Here is a 17235-nt window from a genome sequence, read left to right as displayed (position 1 = left end):
TGCTATGTTCACACCAATCGCGGCACAGTCGGCGATTGGAAAAGTTGCAAGCTTGACCGTCAATGCTCTCCTAGCAAGGGGGCATGACGTGGCCGTCGTTGGTGCTGATTCTTCCCTACCGACGAAAGAGCTCACGCATGATTTTCCGGTCCCCCTGCTCAGCTGGCAGGATACAGCTAAGGTGGAACGGCTCTTAGCCAACGTCGATTTGTGTATTTACCAAATTGGAGATTGCCTAGGATTTCACAGAGGGTGTCTCGAATGGCTGCCGAAGGCGCCGGGAGTGATTTGTCTCCACGATTTCTTCGTAGGCAATCTATTCCAAGGCTGGTGCCATGCTAGCGGAACTCCACCTCAATCGATAATTCGCCATTGGTATGGGAATGAAGTGGTTGAATTAGTCCTAAAATCAGTCGCCAGTGAGTTGTTTTACCAAGAAACGCACAGTATTGCTCCCATGACAGAATGGGTTTCTTCACTTGGATTGGGCGTTCTCACGCACAGCAGCTGGGGAGTGGAATCTGTATTGCGAGGGTGTCCAGGCCCCGTTGCAGTGACTCCCCTTTGCTATGAACCGCACCTGACCATCCAGCAGGAGCATGAGAAAAGCAACTCGGATCAAGTTTTTCGAATTGCTACTCTAGGAAGTATGAACCCGAACAAGCGAGCGTCGAGTGTGATTCAAGCCATCGGACAAAGCACTAGGCTGCGAGACTCGACAGAATACCGACTGGTCGGAGCGATTTCAGACTCGATGCGACAGCTCTTAGTCAGCCAGGCCCGTTGCCAGAGGGTGTGTTTGAGAGTGGATGGTGCAGTCGACTCCGATACATTTTGCGACGCAATCCAAAATACTGACGCCATTTGTTGCTTGAGGTGGCCAGCACTCGAAGCTGGCTCTGCTTCCCTCATTGAGGCAATGCTGCATGGTAAGGCCACGCTTGTAACCGATACTGGTGCCTACGCGGAAGTCGCTGATGATTGCGTAGTGAAAATTAGCCAAGAGCGTGAAATCGATGAGATCCAAGCTGCATTGGAGCGCCTTTTCGAGAATGCCAAAGCGCGAGAGGAACTGGGCGCAAGGGCCCGTGCCTATGCGGTCCAAAATTACGCTCCTGAAAAGTATGCAGATTCTTTGCTCCAATTGTCCGATCAGGTTCTCGCTTCGGCTCCAAGGTTAAAGGCACTCACAGCACTCAGCCAAACAGCGTTCTCATGGGGAGCTACTTCAGAAATGTTGAGACATCCTAAGCTCACCGAACCGCTGAGGATCCTAGAGCGAGACTAGCCCGGATATTTCACCAGTTGCCGGTTGGAGGGGTGAGTTCGGCGGTGGAACGTGGTTTGAGTCCGTAGGGGTGTTTTTGTTTCTGACGGCACAGAGGGCCCCCTTTCCTCCGTAACCTGAGTCAGTTGAAATTCCGGCTCGTAGAGTATTTCCTAGCCGGTATCGAGGAGAAGATTGGTGGCAAGGGTGCGGAAGATTTCTTGCCTGGGAAATCTGCTTGCGAAGTGAAACACAAAGCCTCGTACGGAAGTGCGAACGCGAGCTGCTAGTTTGAGTAGCCTGACGCGAATGGTGTCAGCTTGAGCTTTCGCAAGCTCCGTTCCCGATAATTGGTCGCGGCGCAGGGCCTCCACTAAGACATAGGCGAATGTCGAAAGCAACAGTCGGAACTGATTTGCTTGGAAGTCGTGACAGCTGGTGCAATCGGCGAACAGCATCAGCTGTTGCTCTTTGATACGATTTTCCATGTCGCCACGAATCACGTACAGTTGATCGTAAAGCTCCTGAGGTTCACCAGGAAAATTCGTAACAATGAAACGCGTGTTAGGACCAGCCGGCAAGTACTCGGCTCTGACAATGACACGACGCTCACGGTCCCACGTTCCAGCCGTGTACTGGAACTCGCCAAACACGCGTTGTTTCTCACAGCTAGCTTCGGTGCAAGATTGATCGAACTGATTGGCCGCCTGAGTACCCCATCCATCCGCTAACTCGCTCAGTCGCAAGTTCCTAGGCAGTCCAAGCACGTAAAAGACTTGGTTTTTTATCGCACCAGCGCATCAACCACCAACGAGCGAACCCGCCGTCGCCGCGCAGCGTGACCTTCACTTCCGGCCAGTGCTTGCGAAGATACCTAACGAGCAACTTGAGAATAGCACGTGCGTGCTTCGCTCCGTCAATCTTGCTCGGCCGGAGGTAGGCGTCTAACGGTTGGTCACCGCAGAAAACATACAAAGGCAAGAAGCAGTAGCACCTGTAATAGCCGTGAAAGAAACGCCCGACTTGCGTACCGTGAACCGGGTCGTCGGTTGCGTCAAAGTCGAGAACGATCTCCTCAGGCGGCGTCTTGTGAGGAGCAATAAATTGATCGACTAATATCTTCGACAGCCCGACGTTGGTCTGACGCGTGATGCGGTTCTCCAGGCGACAGAGCGTGGGAGGCGAAGCCATCGCCTGGGCCTCCTCGGGCGCTACGCCGGCTGCTACCTGGAGGGCTGGGTCGATCCGCATCGTATGCTGGTCGTTCAAGTCTTCGTAGCCCAAGGCGATCGAGAAAATCCGCTGAGCTAACATCGTTCGCTGCGAGTGAACGATAGACGACGGTTCTCGAGGATCTGGAATCGCAGCATCGATCGCGTCGAGCAAACCCAGTTGTCGGTTCATCTCACGAAGCAGTAAAACGCCAGCATCGCTGGTCAGACGCCCGCCCGCAAAGTCGGCCACAAGTTTACGTCGACCAGTGGCTGTAAATTCCATCGTATTGGTGTTACACTCTGTCACTTGGGAAAGCCTTTTCGTCGCTGTAAAGAGTGTTTGTTAGCACTTTACTTTTTACAAGACAAAAGGATTTTCTCATATCTACCGATGAAATATCCGGGCTAGACCGAGTTGCGTCCCCATTGCAATGCGCGCCGACGGCTAGGCCACTAGTCGCAATGCGCGTTTGGATCGCATGTCTCGTATGCAGCCGACAACTTCTTCGATTTCGGCCTTCCCTAGAGTGTTGTAAGTTGGCAGCATGATGCCATTTTCCCCCAAGTCGTCAGTGTGAAGCATCGGACCTCGGACAGGGCACTGGCGGTAGGGGGGAAGATGATGTATGGGGACAAAAAACGGACGCGAGTCGATGCCCGCTTCAGCTAAATATGCAATCACCTCATCACGTGTGAAACCAAAAACTTCTGGTTCGATTACAACGCTGTACATCCAAGGGCTGGGAGTGGCCCAACTCGCCGCTGGCTGCTGGCGTATTCCAGGGATCGGCAAGAGTTGTTCATCGTACTGCTCGTAGATCTCTCGACGGGCTTGAAGTATCGACTCCTTACGATCAAGTTGACCACACAAGATCGCGCAGGCAATGTTGGTCATCCTGTAATTGTATCCAACGACAGGAAAATAGTACCGACGCTTCGGATCCATTCCCTGTCCTCGCAAAACCTTGAGCCGCGTGTGCAATTGCTCTTGGTTGAACGTCACTGCTCCGCCTTCTCCGGAGGTGAATACTTTGTTGCCAAAAAAGGAAAAAGTCGCTGCATCGGCGAGGCTCCCAACCTCCCTCCCTTTGTAGAGCGCAAAGGGAGCCTCAGCAGCATCCTCGACCACCCACAAGCCATGGATGGCAGCAATCTCGTTAATGCGATCCATGTCGGCCGGATGCCCCAGCAAATGAACTGGAATTACACCGCGAGTCTTGGGAGTAATGGCAGCCTCGAAAGCATCGGGACTCAAGCACCAATTATTGGGATCAACATCGACAAAGACAGGCGTTGCTCCGCAGTAACGAACGGCATTGGCTGTGGCGATATAGGTCATCGATGGAACGATCACTTCGTCCCCCGGTTGGAGTCCCATCCCCATCAATGCCAAGTGCAAAGCCACGGTTCCATTCGTGCAACTCAGTGCGTATCGAGTGTTGCACATCTCTGCAAACCTGCTCTCGAATTGGTCCACGAACTCTCCATAGGACGAAATCCAAGTGCTCTTCAATGCAGCGGCTACAAGTTCTTCTTCACTGCCTGAAATGTCAACTTTGGCAATAGGTATTTTCCACATAATGGGTCGGGCTCTGCGAAAACGTGTGTTTGTGGTGCCGCCATTGGATTTGTCGATGATGCCTGACAGACCAAGCAAAGTTGACCACTTCTACAATTGAGGCATGGAAACTGCACAGCACACTAGCAATGTTTTCTATCCGTTGCAAGCGAGATGCAGTTGAAGTTCCCGTGCCTCCCACTCGCCCTGCCTTGGCCCTGCGAACCACGGAACAGTAACCTACCCTGCTTCCTACCCAAGCTGTCCACTGCTCTTGACTCAATGGAGCCTATTGCTGTATTTAACGCCCCGTCAGAGGTGGAATCAGAGGAGGTCCACCGTGAACACAAATCGGAGATCGGGAGTTAAGTGCATGCAAATTGCTAGCAATTTAGATCATAAAGGACTTCTTCGAGAATTTCCGATTCCCCAAACCTGCTTGGAGCAACGATACAACGTTGTGTGCCAGAAGCTAGCATTGCCAGTTGTCAACACTCCCGATCGCTATAACGCTCTCGTCAAAGACCTGAAACACAGTTGTGCCTCTCGCGAGCAGATGTTCTTTGTGTTGCACCAATTGTTCTTAGCGAGATTGCCCACAACTTCGGAAATCGATCAAAGTGTCTTTCGACTCTCCCATGAAACAAGCGATCGGATAGCAGCGTTCTTCCTCAACTCCAAAGAGTTTCAATCAGGGAGGCAGCGTTCGACGGCCTTCGAGCCGACGCCGTCCAAGGTATTGCTCGTCGATGTAACCGATACGCTTCGCTTGAACTACAACAGTGGAATTCAACGAGTCGTACGCAGTCTCACCCACCAACTCGCGCTCCAAAGCCTATCGCACCGGTTGATCGAATTCGATACTGATCGGAAAATCTATCGGGCTGTCGAAGAGACTTCCGCAAAACGGATGACTGATTGGGGAACGCAAAATAGGGCAGACATGAATCCGTTCGCCAAGTTTGCCAGTGGCTGCACGAAACGGTTTTCTAAATTGGCTGGTCGTAGGCTTCGAAAACTTACCCGGAAAGCTCAGGAACGAGTTCTGTCCCTCAGGAAGCAGAAGCCGCAAATTGCTCTTGGTCTCGAAACTTCGAGTGTTCCAGCAACCACCTCCGCCCTATTCGTATGGGAAAATGCACTACTGCTTCCAGAATTGCAGACGGAGCGAAATTACCTGGACGCAATACTGCCATTTCTAGTCCACGCTAGAGTCCATTCGACGCTCATCGTGTTTGACATGCTTCCCATCCGTTGCCCTGAATATTTCACCTCCAGTGAAGGCTACGTGCGATATTTGTCGTTATTTCGTTGGGTGGATCAAATTTCATGTATTAGCAATGCTGTGGAGCAGCATGTCAGAGACTACATGCGATTGGTGGCTCGAAGCAAGCCTCCAGCCACGCTAGACACGCACTATCTAGGCGGTAATTTTGCTCCCAGACGAGTCGCGACTAACCCACCGGCTATCGAAAGCAGAGCTAATTCCGCAGACGAGTTACCTACCGTACTTTGCGTGGGCACGATTGAAGTCCGAAAGAATCACCGCCGCATTCTGCAAGCAATGGTGGCAGCACAGAAGAATGGCAGCCAATTCGAAGGCGTTTTCATTGGCAACGCTGGTTGGCTGAGCAATGATTTTTTGAACGAGTTACGCTGTTTCCAATCTCGTGGTTTCAAATTGAAACTGCTGCGGTCGGTGGGGGAAATCGAGTTGGAAGAGCACTACCAGAAGGCAGCATTCACGATGTACTGCTCGCTCGAAGAAGGTTTTGGCCTTCCCATCGTCGAATCGGTGGTTCGTGGAGTGCCGTGCATCACGAGCAATCGAGGGAGCATGAAAGAGGTGGCCGACCAGCTCGGCGGGTGCATTTTGGTCGATCCCGACTCCATAGAGCACATGACGGAATCAATCCAACATTTACTCACGGATCGAGATGCGTTATTGAAGTTATCGGATGAAGCGAAGAACGCTTCCTGGACAAGCTGGGAAGAGTACGCAGCGGGAGTCTACGAATATGCATCAAGCCCTCCATCAAAGATTCCTACCATCCCCGCCAATGCAGCTTGATTGTCCTGTCGGCCTTGCCTTAAATCCAATCCCTACAGTTTTTGTTCTATTTAGTTTGGTTCTAGCACATGCATAACTTTCGACGAGCAACTAAAGAAGCGCTCCGATATTGGAAAACGCTCGTTCTGGCTAGCATCTGTTCCTTTGCAATCGCTGCACTTTGGGGCGCTAACGTAGGCGCCTTCTTTCCAATCCTTGAAGTGACCATCAACGGTAAATCTGTCCACATGTGGATGGATGAGGAAACGGAAGAAGCACGAGAACGTGTTGAGTCCACCAAAGCAAGTATTGAACAACAGGAATTGGCCCTCACGGCTCTCCCCGAAGATTCGGCCAGCTTCACTGCCGCCTCGACTGCATTGAGTGGTCTGCGCTCTGAGTTGGTGGCTCACGAGGCCAAGTTCCTGAGTTGTCAAAAGCTTGATCCCTGGGTCAAACGATTTGTTCCGAGCGACCCCTTCAGCACAATCGCAGCCATCGTGGGAGTCTTGATCCTATCGACCTTGGTCAAGAACGTGTTGCTAATCACCAACGAAGTCCTCGTTGGCCGGGTGGCACTCAATATCTCTCGCAATATTCGCCAGAATATCTTTGCCAAAGCAATGGGGATGGGGCGAGCCGAGTTTGCCAAACACGGAACAAGCGGCTTTACCGCCAATATTACGCACACCACCGAAATGCTTTCGAATGGCTTAATGAATACGTTTGGTGCTGCCGTTCGCGAGCCCATGAAACTCGCGTCCTGCTTGCTCGGTGCTAGTCTTATTTGTTGGCGATTGCTATTGATGAGCGTCGTGATTGCTCCCCTGGTAGGAGGCATGCTCTTTTGGATCACTAAACGTTTGAAGAGTATTGCCAAAGGTGTGCTTGCCGAAGCCGATGGATTTCATTCGGTGATGCTTGAGTCCATTGGAAATATCCACACGGTCCAATCCTTTCGTCAAGAAGAACACGAAAAGGAACGATTCGGGCGGGTCACCATGGCAATGCGAAATGTAAGTTTGAAGTTTATTTTCTTCACTTCGCTTTCGAAACCGGTGATTGAGTTTTTAGGATTGGGGATGCTGGGGACGACTATTATTGGCGGTGCTTACCTCGTGCTCAACAAGGAGACCTCTTTGTTGGGAATTCAGATATGTGAAGAACAGCTTAGTGTATCTGCTTTGCTAGTCTTCTTCGGTATGCTGGTTGCAGCCAGCGATCCACTACGGAAAATGTCAGCAATCTATTCGTCAATCTACGCTGGTAGCATGGCGGCAGATGCTCTCTATCCCCTGCTAGATCAAGTCGAGAGTATTCGTGATCCCGAAACTCCCCAGAGCGTTACTTCGCCTCACAAGATGCTGAGTTTCAAAGACATTTCGTTTGGCTACACACCCGACCAACCGATCATTCACCATGTATCACTCAACATTCCTTTCGGATCCACGGTGGCTATCGTCGGGCATAATGGTAGCGGCAAGTCAACGCTCATTCATCTATTGAGCAGATTCTACGACCCGGTCGAAGGTGTCGTAGAACTAGACGGCGTCGATTTCCGTGACATGCTGGTGGACGACGTGCGGAAGCGTTCGGCCCTTGTCACACAGCATACGGAGTTGTTCAACAAGTCCGTGGCTTACAATATCCGCTACGGTAATCCCCACGCCACCGACGAAGAAGTCGAACGCGCGGCAAGGCAAGCCCATGCTCACGAATTCATTTCGACGGTCCTCCCCGAAGGCTACGAAACAGTCGTGGGACAAAACGGCAATCGTCTTAGCGGTGGGCAACGGCAACGCATCGCGCTCGCGCGGGCCCTACTGTGCAACCCTGAGATCTTGATTTTGGATGAAGCCACAAGTCAGATTGATATGAAGAGTGAGCAACTGATTCGTGAATCGCTGTCCGAGCATCGCGGTGAACGCACCATGATCATTATCACGCACCGAGAAAAACTACTTGAACTCGCGGATGAAGTCTACGAAGTCGCCGAAGGCCGTTTAGTGCCACGCCCCCATCTGTCACGCAACGCGGCATGATAACAGAAGAATGGCTCGTTCCGTTTCGAGCAGTAGAAGCAATTGACTGGAGCCAACAAGCGTGAAACAGCTAACAAGACCTGGAAAAGCATTGCCCAAACGGGTATTCATCGATGCGACCTATACCCTCAGCTCCAGTAAGAGCTCCGGTATCGAACGGGTTGTTCGCAACTTGTCGCGAGAGCTCCGCAGCCTCGGGCAAGAAGGGGAAATCCCGGACCCCATTTTGGTGGTCAACCAGGATGGCAAGTTCTATGCTGTGGATGATGAGTTCACCTCCAGCTACCAGCATTTGCGTGAGTCGCATCAAAATGTTCTGTCCAACACGTCCGGCGCCTATCGGTCCGCGGCTCAAGCCGTGTGCACCGTCACGCGTTTGCGGGTGCTGCGGAAGTGGCTGCTACCGCAAGCAGGACATCTGGGAATCTTCAAATTGCCTCACAGCCTGCGAGCAGCCAAAATCCGAAAGGGCTTGGCAAGCCGCAATCTTCCGATCGATTTAGGAAAGGAAGATCTGATCATTTTGCCGGACGCCTATTGGATCAATCGCTTGCGTAGTAGCGTCTGGCCCGCAGCGGAAATTGCTCGTCAAGCGGGCGCCTGCGTGGCCACGGTGCTCTACGATCTGATTCCGTTGACGCATCCAGAGTTCGTGGGCATCAAGCGGCGTGATGCTTTCCTGGATTACCTAACTAAGGCAGCTTTGAACTCAGATCTGCTGCTGGCCATCTCCGATACAGTGCGTGACCAAGTCCGCGAATTCCTGCCAACGCTCGCACCGCAGTCGAGCGAATTCTGCAACGACATTCGATCGTTTCAATTAGGGGCCGAACTCGAGGATGTACGAGGCGAGACCCGAAGCCACGTTACGGAGCTGTTTTCTGAGACTGAAAAGCGGCCCTATCTAACGGTTTCCACATTCGATCCACGCAAAAACCATACTTACCTCCTCAATGCTTTCGATCGACTGTGGGGACAAGGTGAAGACGTGCGACTCTGCCTCGTCGGGCGTATCGGCTCGAGATGTGATGATGTGGTTGCAAGAGTTCGCTCCCATCCTGAACTTGGCAAGCGGCTGTATCTGCTGGACGATCTCAGCGATTGCGAACTTCAATTTTGCTACCGCAATGCCCGAGGGGTCGTCTTTCCGTCGCTCGTCGAGGGATTTGGCCTCCCCATCGTTGAAGCCTTGTGGTTCGGCAAGAAGACGTTCGTCAGCGATACCCCTATCCACCGGGAGGTCGGTCGCAACGACTGCACGTATTTCGGTCTGTCGAATCCCGCAGCACTCGTTGAAGCGATCCAAGACTGGGAACAAGCCCTGATCGCTTGCCCTTCCCCAGAGTTGCCCGTGCGTGTTCCTACCACTTGGGAGCAAAGCAGTCGCGAACTCTGCGACCACTGCTTAGAAGCCTTCACGCAACGCTATCGCGGCCCCCGCAAGTCGGCCATCGCCGCCTAGACTTGGTTGCCTAGATTTTGGTGCCTCCCTCCAGAACCGCTTTCCGGTTTCACCGAGTCGGGTATCCTAGATGTCGACGAGCTTGCTGTCGGCAGAATAGGCGCCGCCAGCCGCATGATCGCTAATACACTAGCGCAAATACTTGTTGAAGGCGGCGATCGTTTTGGCTGCCGCGGTCTCCGAATCGGGAATGGGAAGCGACTCGGCTGACGCATAGCCCGCGTACCCGATCTCCTTCAGAGCAGCCGCGATCGGTGCATAATCCATATGCCCCAACCCGGTCGCTTGTCGATTGGAATCGACGAAGTGCACATGCCCGATGTGCTTGCCTCCGGTGCGAATTGCGTCAGCGATGTCGGACTCTTCGATGTTCATGTGAAACAGGTCGGCCAGCAGCCTGACGTTCTGAGTGCTGAGCGATTCTAGATACTGCACCCCATCCGCCATCGTCTTAATCAGATTTGTCTCATAGCGATTCAGTGGTTCGTATATCAATGGAACCTGGCTGTGCAGTGCGTGTTGGCCGAGTTCCTCGAGAGCTTCCTTCAGCATCTCCAAGGCGGCATCGCGTGAGAGCGAGCCTCCCCAGCGACCTTGCATGGATCCGATAATCGCCGGCGCGGCAAACTGCCCTCCGAAGTCAATCATTTGCTTGACGAACTCGCGGGCCGCCTTTCGCTTCCCGGCATCTGGATCGGTTAAACTCAGCCCGAGTTTGACCATCCCCGCCCCGGTCCCTACGGCTGCGACCGACAGTTGATGGGTGTCGCAGAGTTGCTTCAGCTCTTGCGGATCAACGGCATCAGGCCCCGGCGCGAAAACCTCAACAGCGTCAAATCCATGCTTGGCAGCTTGCTCAAAAGCATCTTGTAGACCGTTCCAAAAGACAAAGGGACCACCGCGGGCCTCTTCAACGAGGCTAACTGTGATAGCTGATTTGATCATGCGTATTCCATCGATGTTTTTGAAGTGAGCAGAAGGGGCGGTGCATAGCGGCGGAAAACTGTGGAATCCTACAGCTCAATCACAGCCTTGATGACGCCAGATTCCGGTTTCGTAAAAGTCTCAAATTCACCAATCACATCGTCAAAGCTGGTGCGATGGGTGATCCACGGAGTGGTGTTAATGGTTCCATCTTCGATCAGTCCAATAATCCTGGTGAAGTCGGAGGGTAGCGCGTTGCGGGAGCCTTTCAACGTCATTTCTGGCTTGTGAAGCACGGGATGCTTAAAACAGATCTCTTCGGTGGTGATCCCAACGTAGACCAACGAACCAGTATGGGCTACGAAATTCATCGCACCCGCCATGGAATGCTTATTGCCCGTCGCATCGGTAACCACAAAGTACTTGTCGCCACCGGTGATCTTGTTCATCTGCTCGAGCTCGCTGCCATCCCCTTTAAAGTGAATGGTGTGCGCGACTCCGTAGGTTTGCTTACAGAACTCAAGACGCGATTCGACCATGTCCATGACGGTGATCGTGGCTCCCGTCAGTCGCGTGAATTCAAGCGTCGCGAGACCGATAGGCCCCGCACCGATCACCAGCACATGATCGCCCGCTTGCGGTGCTCCTCGGTCACAGGCATGGCATCCGATCGCCAGAGTTTCTACCAAGGCAAGTTGCTCATAGGAGAGCGTCTGGGAGGGATGGAGCTTGTCCGCGCGAATCAAAAATTGTTCGCAGAGTCCTCCATCAACCATCACGCCAATCACATTTAAAGACTGGCAACAATTGCCGTTCCCTTTGCGGCAGGCAAAGCACTCACCACAGTTCATGTAGGGTTCCACACTGCATCGCTGCCCCGGTTGCACATTCGTTACCCCCGGCCCAACCTCGAGCACCTCGACACCCAATTCATGGCCAGGAATCCGTGGATAGGAGAAGAAGGGCATTTTCCCAAGATAGCCGCTGTAGTCGGTTCCACAGATTCCCATTCGATGCGTTTTCACCAAGACCTGACCAGCACCTGGTGAGCTAGGTGCGTCAATTTCCACTTTCACAAATCGCTTGGGTTCTTCTAGTCGAATGGCTCTCATTCTGGGATCTCAATTCTGCAAACGAAGGTTCATGTGGAGAAGAAGGGATTGGGTGCAGCGGGCTGAGGCAAACCGCTGGGAGGTTTCGGCCCAGGTGCATCATAGAGGACTCGGCCTGGCAGCAAACCTAAGGAACTTGGATGCTCTTCAGATACGCCATAATCTCGTAGACCTCGTCGCGACTAAATCGATCCAGCAAGCTTTTCGGCATCATTGATACCGAGGTTTTGACCATTTCATCGATATCATCGCGATTGATCACGGTAGGTTCTTTGGCATCCGGATTTTGCAGGATGGAGATGGTGTCCTTGTCCGACTGCACGATCAAGCCCGAGAGCGCGTCACCATCGATCGTCAGAATTTGGTGGACGGCATAGTTCTCATCAATGCGGTGGGAGGGGTCGATAATCTCTTGCAAGATCGCGCGACTGTCACCCTTCCATTTCGCAAACAACTGGTTGAGCTCTGGTCCCACATTTCCGACGGTATGTCCGCCAGCTTTGTGGCACAATGCGCAGGTCGCTTCCACAAACAAGCGTTCACCGATGGCGGGCGAACGCCCCTCCAGCCCCTTGGCCAGCGAGTCGTTGAAATCACTCATTTTCCAGCTTTGGACAAACGAGCGGTTACTTCCGATAGGATCTTTGGGGACGACTGGATCTCTCTGCCAAGCATCAAGGTCTGCGACGACCACCATGACTCCGTACATCCGCATCCAGTGGTTGGGAAACGTACACACAAAGGGATATTCCCCAGGCACTTCCGGCGCGGTGAACGTCAAACGCTCCGACTCTCGTGCGCCAACCATGTTGGTGGCAAACAGCACATCAGGACGGTCCGGCACGTATTGCTTCCCATCGCGACCGCCATCGGGACCAGCCAAGAGGGCGGCATCGGCGACTTCCTTGAGTGCCCCTGGAGCGGTAATGACCACGTTGTGCGGCATCAAATCTTCATTGATCAGCACCAATTGGACCGGCCGCCCTGCCTCAACCGCAAAGTACTCTATGTCATATCGCATCTCCTCTTCGACGGTATGGATGCGCACAACTCGCACCACCGTTTCTCGCAGCCGCTCGCGAAATGGCTTAGCCGATGCGGTAGGGACTTGCCCTAGCAATTGGTCGACCAACTCCAGCGCGTCCAAGAAAGCGGTTCCCGTACGATCGGCAGGTGGGGTTTGCTCGGCATGGTCCACCAACCATTCGATCAACTGCAGACTGGTTCCCGCCGCTCGATGCTCTCGGGGAACCGACAGAAGCGTCCGAATCGCTGCATCTTGCAGTTCTGGAATCACAACGAGGTCTGCAACGGAAGCGAATGTATTTTCTTGTTGAATCGCGATAGCCGACAAAGCCGTTACCGCAGCCAAACGGACCTCGATGGGCTGAGAAACGTCCGTCAACTGCATGACTTGTTCATGCATCGGCAAACGCAAGTCGCCATTTGGCACCAACGCGATACTCTTAAGCCAGGGAATCACTTGCTCTCGGGAGAGAGCATATTCCCAAGCAGCCGGCGGCGTAGCAGTCCCAGGGGAATCGGATGGAAGCCTCTGATCCGCCCCCAGAATCATCGCCGCGTAGCCAATCGGTGGCAGCAACGGATTAGGGCTGTCGGTTAATTGACCAATCACGTCGGACTCTTGTGCCAAATCGCTGGCGGGTTGTTCAAACAGAATCTTGGCGATTCCCTTGATGATGCGTCCGCCAGCCTCGTTGTTGGCAGGCACTGCCAACAAAACCTTCACAAGCTCGGTAATGGAAGTTGTTTGGTTGATGGCGACCAAACCGGCCAATGCTTGCTCGCGATCGGCCGGAGACATCCCTTCACGCGACAGGATGGCTGAATAGACGGGAGCATATTTACCATCGTCCGTCTGCGTTTCAATCAACAATAGCTGAGCATTGCTCAACCGCTTCAATTGATACTCGACGATGCGCGGGGACTTGTCCAGAAAGACTTTGGGGACCTCAACCGCCTCGGTTCCCGCGTGTCCGTGATCGTGCTGTGCCCAGACTGAGGTGCTTAAGCAAAAGAGGAGCCCAATGACGCAAATTAAATGGACGAGGTTCTTCATCACAACTTTCGGAATACTTCGTTACAGGAAGATAGCATGGGGAGGGAACATCGATCCCAAAGCGAGTCGAGGCCTGCTCTCACAGAAACCTCCACTCGCTAGTATTCCCATCTTCAGAAATCAACCAGAGACTGACCTACTGCTCCAGGACTCGCATGGTCTCGTCGAGCGTGTACTGCAGGAATTCATCCATGTCGTAGCTGAGTACATCCAGAGCAACTTCGATGGCCTCGTCCCCTTGCAGAAAGCTCAGCGCCCGTACCGCTTCCAAGCGAACGCGTGGATTGGCATCTGCGACGCGTGCCCGTAGCAATTCGAGCGGGTTGTCAACTTGATCGAGCCAGAAAGATAGAACGCGTACCGCTGCGGCCCGAGCTCGGAAGTCTTCCGCATTGAGCAGTTTATTCAGCAGTTCGACATTCACAACATTTTGAGTTTGGAAAGCCCACAGTGCCTCCAGCAGATGGTGCTCATACTCAGCCTCTTGGGGATCAAGTCCAGCGATCCACTTGGAGGTGGCTGCCACGACTTCATCGCTATCGCGGTTTGCCAATTCTCGGCGAACATTGTAGCGAATGCGGTCTTCGTAAGTCTTGAGTCCTTCGAGCAAGCTGGCAATTGGGGCACCTTCGATTTGCGGAACTTCCACAAGTGGACGACCGGTGTAGGTAACCCGCCAGATGCGGCCGTGGCTGTGATCTCGATTGGGATCGCGAAGGTTGTGCTGCAAGTGGCCGATCAGGGCATTGTGCCAATCGACGATATACAGAGAGCCATCGGGAGCGAATTGAACATCGACCGGTCGAAAGTTACCATCTTCGCAATAGACCAGCGGCGAGACTTCTTCTCCCTTGATCGCAGAGCCGTCGTCAAAGACTTTGTGACTCAGGACGGCTCGATCACCGATGCAATTGGTAAGCAAGAAATTGCCTTGCACATCGGGTGGGAAATGACTGCTTGAGACGAGTTCCGCTCCCGCCGAAGGGCGTGTGCGTTTAGGGTAGAAAGTGGTTAAGCTAAACTTGGGGTCTCCGCCAGTCCATTCGGCCACGCGTCGATGCTGCGAACCGCCAGGGTGCTTAGCTGGATACTCAATATGCCCGGAAATGGGAGCCGCCCAGTAGCTGAACCCCGGTGAGGCGTCGGCGATGAAGTCTTGCCCCCAGCGGTCGAATACGTGTCCCCAAGGATTGGCAAAAGCCACTGACGAGTGAACTCCGAACTTCTCGGTCCGTGGATCGTACTTCCAAACTCCAGCTTCGGCCAAGCGTGTCAGACCATAGGGGCTTTCAACTTGTGAGAACTTGAACGTTCCCTCGTTGAAGTACAGATTACCGCCAGGCCCCCAGGTAAAGGCAGAGATACCATGGTGAGAATCGGCCGTATCAAAGCCGACGAGTCTCCGCACGCGGGTATCTTCTTGGTCGTCACCATCGGTGTCTTGCAGGAACAAGATGTCGGGTTGTTGGGCAACAAACACCCCGCCGCGCCCGATCTCAAAACCGGTCGGTTGGTGCAGCCCATCAGCAAAGACCTTGCACACATCGGCGGTCCCATCCTGATTATTGTCTTCCAAAATTAGGAGTTTGTCGTTGAGGACGGACTTCGGTTTCCAGTGGGGATACGACTCCATCGTGGCAACCCACAGACGCCCCTGATTGTCAAAATCGAGCGCGACGGGATTGGCCAGTTCGGGAAATTGCTCTTCGGAAGCGACAAGTTGAATTTGGTAGCCATCGGCTAGCTTAAACAACTTTTGTTGCTCGGCGGCGTTCAGGTAGTCCAGTGTGCCGAGCTTTCCAGCCTTGGCCTGCTTGTCGTCAGGTCCTCCGACGTTGGTCCGCGGCTCAATAAAAGGTAGAGTCTGGGAGTCATCGGCATGTTCGGAGACCGTTTCTCCACTCGCCAATGCCCAAATACGTTGGTCGCGGATGGCAGTCATCTGGTCCAAGATGGCACGCTCGCGTTCCATTACATCGGTGTTGTTGTAGGTTCCATCATTCCCAGCAGAACCGCGGGCACCATAGATGGAATACCCGTTGACGGCGCGGTAGCGATGCCACCAGTGAAAGTTTTTGTCATCGATTTCCGCTTGGAGCCTTTCCAATTTTAACTCAGCAAGATCACCACTTCCGGTTTGAAACAGGCCCTCCATCAGAATGTCAGCTAGAGCTTCGTAGCCGGCATCGTTCAGGTGCACTCCATTGAGCGTAAGGCGAGTGTCAGTGTTCGCGAAGAGCTGCTTGGTGGGGGTGAAGAGGTCTACAAAACCGACTCCGGCAACCTTGGCAACTCGTTCCATGGCTTGGCTATAGGCAGCTAGCTGCACATTTTCCGACTCACCAGTCGGCAGGTTTCGGTCCCCGGTGTTTTCGAAGGCTATGGGAGAAACGAGCACGATTCGAGGCGCCCCCCGCCCACTGAAATCCTCGGCCAGCGTGTTTTCCACCATGCCGCGCAGATCTTCACTGAACTGAGCTAGTCCCGCTTCTCCTGCAAAAGATTCATTGAAGCCGAAGAAGTATAGGATGACCGATGCGCCGCTGTGCTTGAGATGCTGCTCCGGAGTTCCGAAGTTCATCGATCGTATTCGCGTGACCACTTCGTCCCCTGGAAAGCAGAGGTTGCGAACGGTCAATTGCTTGTCATGGAATTGGTGATGCAGCAGCGTTTCCCATGCGTTGTGATGCTGCAGGCCTTCGCCCAACGCGTTGCCAACCAAACAGATATGATCGCCCTGTTCAAGCTCAAGTGTTGCCGCCTCGCAGTTTGCAAGCGACATCCAGACAGCGAACATTGCTATCCCAAAGTGTCCTAAGTGTGCATGCCGTATCATGAGGGTGGGTCATCCTAGGGGAAAGAGTCTGCGAGGTGCTGGCGCAGCCGATTGGGGAAAAGGGGAAAGTGCGGGGAAACATCCATTCCCCCTCAACTCTCTAATCAAGTGACAAGTCGTCTCCCCGTTGCAGTGTCTGATGCAGCCAATCACAACAGGGCATCCATCGACTCACCCCACATCAGTAGATTGGATCGGGACCTCGCTTTTAGTAAGGTCAAGTTCGGGAGAGCAGCGATCGAATCGATGTCGGGGAAGGCACGACTCGCCCCAATCTAGCAAATTGGAAGCACGTTTTAAAGTATTCAGACGGCTGGGTAAGGGGGCGGATTGTACCAACGGAACCCATCATAGCCAGGATTTACGCAAGTATCTTGTATCCATCGGACTTTTTTTGTTGAATGTCAGGCATCCGGAAACCTCCCTCACCGGCGACCTGGGTGTCCGGCCGCTCCCGAGGTGCGGCACTGAGAGAGCAGCAAATTGCCCACTCCGCAACGATCCATCAACCGCTCAGATACTTCGCAAATCGTTACATTTTGACATTGTACGCGAGGATTCAGTCCAGAAGGACGTCTGCCCGACCTTGCATTAGAGTGCTGTAAGCCTATCCTGTAGGTTTCCGCCATTTGGGCAGCAAACCCAGCGGTCCTTTTTATTGCGCTCAGCCTCGTTAAATTTGCTGCCGGA

The 17235-nt window shown here is 53.3% G+C and carries 9 protein-coding genes and 1 pseudogene; 4 read left to right on the top strand and 6 right to left on the bottom strand.

The features are described 5' to 3' along the window. Positions 1–4: 4 nt before the first annotated feature. Positions 5–1288, top strand: a complete 1284-nt coding sequence (locus tag Q31a_RS08140) for a glycosyltransferase family 4 protein (RefSeq protein ID WP_197356429.1) — start codon at positions 5–7, stop codon at positions 1286–1288. A 152-nt stretch (positions 1289–1440) separates the two neighbouring features. Here Q31a_RS08140 and Q31a_RS31360 read toward each other — a convergent pair. After that, positions 1441–2764: pseudogene (locus Q31a_RS31360) on the bottom strand (IS1380 family transposase). 162 nt (positions 2765–2926) lie between these two features. Further along, entirely contained in the window at positions 2927–4060 is a 1134-nt protein-coding gene (locus tag Q31a_RS08130) for a DegT/DnrJ/EryC1/StrS family aminotransferase (protein ID WP_145076459.1), read from the bottom strand. A gap of 352 nt (positions 4061–4412) precedes the next feature. Here Q31a_RS08130 and Q31a_RS08125 point away from each other — a divergent pair, with 352 nt between their 5' ends. From Q31a_RS08125 to Q31a_RS08115, 3 genes are all read left to right on the top strand, one after another. Beyond that, the gene (locus Q31a_RS08125; protein WP_197356424.1) at positions 4413–6110 is read left to right on the top strand and encodes a glycosyltransferase; all 1698 of its coding nucleotides are present in this window, start codon (positions 4413–4415) and stop codon (positions 6108–6110) included. Positions 6111–6178: 68 nt separating this feature from the next. Then, complete coding sequence (locus Q31a_RS08120; RefSeq protein ID WP_145076455.1) at positions 6179–8131, top strand: ABC transporter ATP-binding protein; 1953 nt, start codon at positions 6179–6181, stop codon at positions 8129–8131. Between the two features lie 61 nt (positions 8132–8192). Further along, a complete protein-coding gene (locus tag Q31a_RS08115) occupies positions 8193–9593 on the top strand; it encodes a glycosyltransferase family 4 protein (protein ID WP_197356422.1) in 1401 nt (466 codons plus the stop codon). Positions 9594–9722: 129 nt separating this feature from the next. On the opposite strand, the gene Q31a_RS08110 is transcribed toward Q31a_RS08115, so the two are convergent. The 4 genes from Q31a_RS08110 to Q31a_RS08095 all read right to left on the bottom strand — a co-directional run bounded on the left by Q31a_RS08110 (position 9723) and on the right by Q31a_RS08095 (position 16545). After that, a complete protein-coding gene (locus Q31a_RS08110) occupies positions 9723–10538 on the bottom strand; it encodes a sugar phosphate isomerase/epimerase family protein (RefSeq protein WP_145076451.1) in 816 nt (271 codons plus the stop codon). Between the two features lie 68 nt (positions 10539–10606). Continuing rightward, on the bottom strand, positions 10607–11629 hold the full coding sequence (locus tag Q31a_RS08105) for a zinc-binding alcohol dehydrogenase family protein (protein ID WP_145076449.1): 1023 nt from the start codon (positions 11627–11629) through the stop codon (positions 10607–10609). Between the two features lie 127 nt (positions 11630–11756). Next, positions 11757–13709 carry a plastocyanin/azurin family copper-binding protein gene (locus tag Q31a_RS08100; RefSeq protein WP_145076446.1) on the bottom strand — a complete coding sequence of 651 codons (1953 nt, stop codon included), beginning with the start codon at positions 13707–13709 and terminating at the stop codon, positions 11757–11759. Positions 13710–13845: 136 nt separating this feature from the next. Beyond that, complete coding sequence (locus Q31a_RS08095) at positions 13846–16545, bottom strand: PVC-type heme-binding CxxCH protein (RefSeq protein ID WP_197356419.1); 2700 nt, start codon at positions 16543–16545, stop codon at positions 13846–13848. Positions 16546–17235 lie beyond the last annotated feature (690 nt).

Origin of the sequence: Aureliella helgolandensis (assembly GCF_007752135.1) — a bacterium.
GTDB classification, from domain to species: Bacteria; Planctomycetota; Planctomycetia; order Pirellulales; family Pirellulaceae; genus Aureliella; species Aureliella helgolandensis.
This window is presented reverse-complemented; position numbering and strand designations above follow the sequence as displayed.

What these genes read in the sequence shown, in the direction of transcription:
- Q31a_RS08105 (WP_145076449.1), bottom strand. Translation starts at nt 11,629, where the DNA reads ATGAGAGCCATTCGACTAGAAGAACCCAAGCGATTTGTGAAAGTGGAA.
- Q31a_RS08120 (WP_145076455.1), top strand. Translation starts at nt 6,179, where the DNA reads ATGCATAACTTTCGACGAGCAACTAAAGAAGCGCTCCGATATTGGAAA.
- Q31a_RS08125 (WP_197356424.1), top strand. Translation starts at nt 4,413, where the DNA reads ATGCAAATTGCTAGCAATTTAGATCATAAAGGACTTCTTCGAGAATTT.
- Q31a_RS08130 (WP_145076459.1), bottom strand. Translation starts at nt 4,060, where the DNA reads ATGTGGAAAATACCTATTGCCAAAGTTGACATTTCAGGCAGTGAAGAA.
- Q31a_RS08110 (WP_145076451.1), bottom strand. Translation starts at nt 10,538, where the DNA reads ATGATCAAATCAGCTATCACAGTTAGCCTCGTTGAAGAGGCCCGCGGT.
- Q31a_RS08140 (WP_197356429.1), top strand. Translation starts at nt 5, where the DNA reads ATGTTCACACCAATCGCGGCACAGTCGGCGATTGGAAAAGTTGCAAGC.
- Q31a_RS08100 (WP_145076446.1), bottom strand. Translation starts at nt 13,709, where the DNA reads ATGAAGAACCTCGTCCATTTAATTTGCGTCATTGGGCTCCTCTTTTGC.
- Q31a_RS08095 (WP_197356419.1), bottom strand. Translation starts at nt 16,545, where the DNA reads ATGATACGGCATGCACACTTAGGACACTTTGGGATAGCAATGTTCGCT.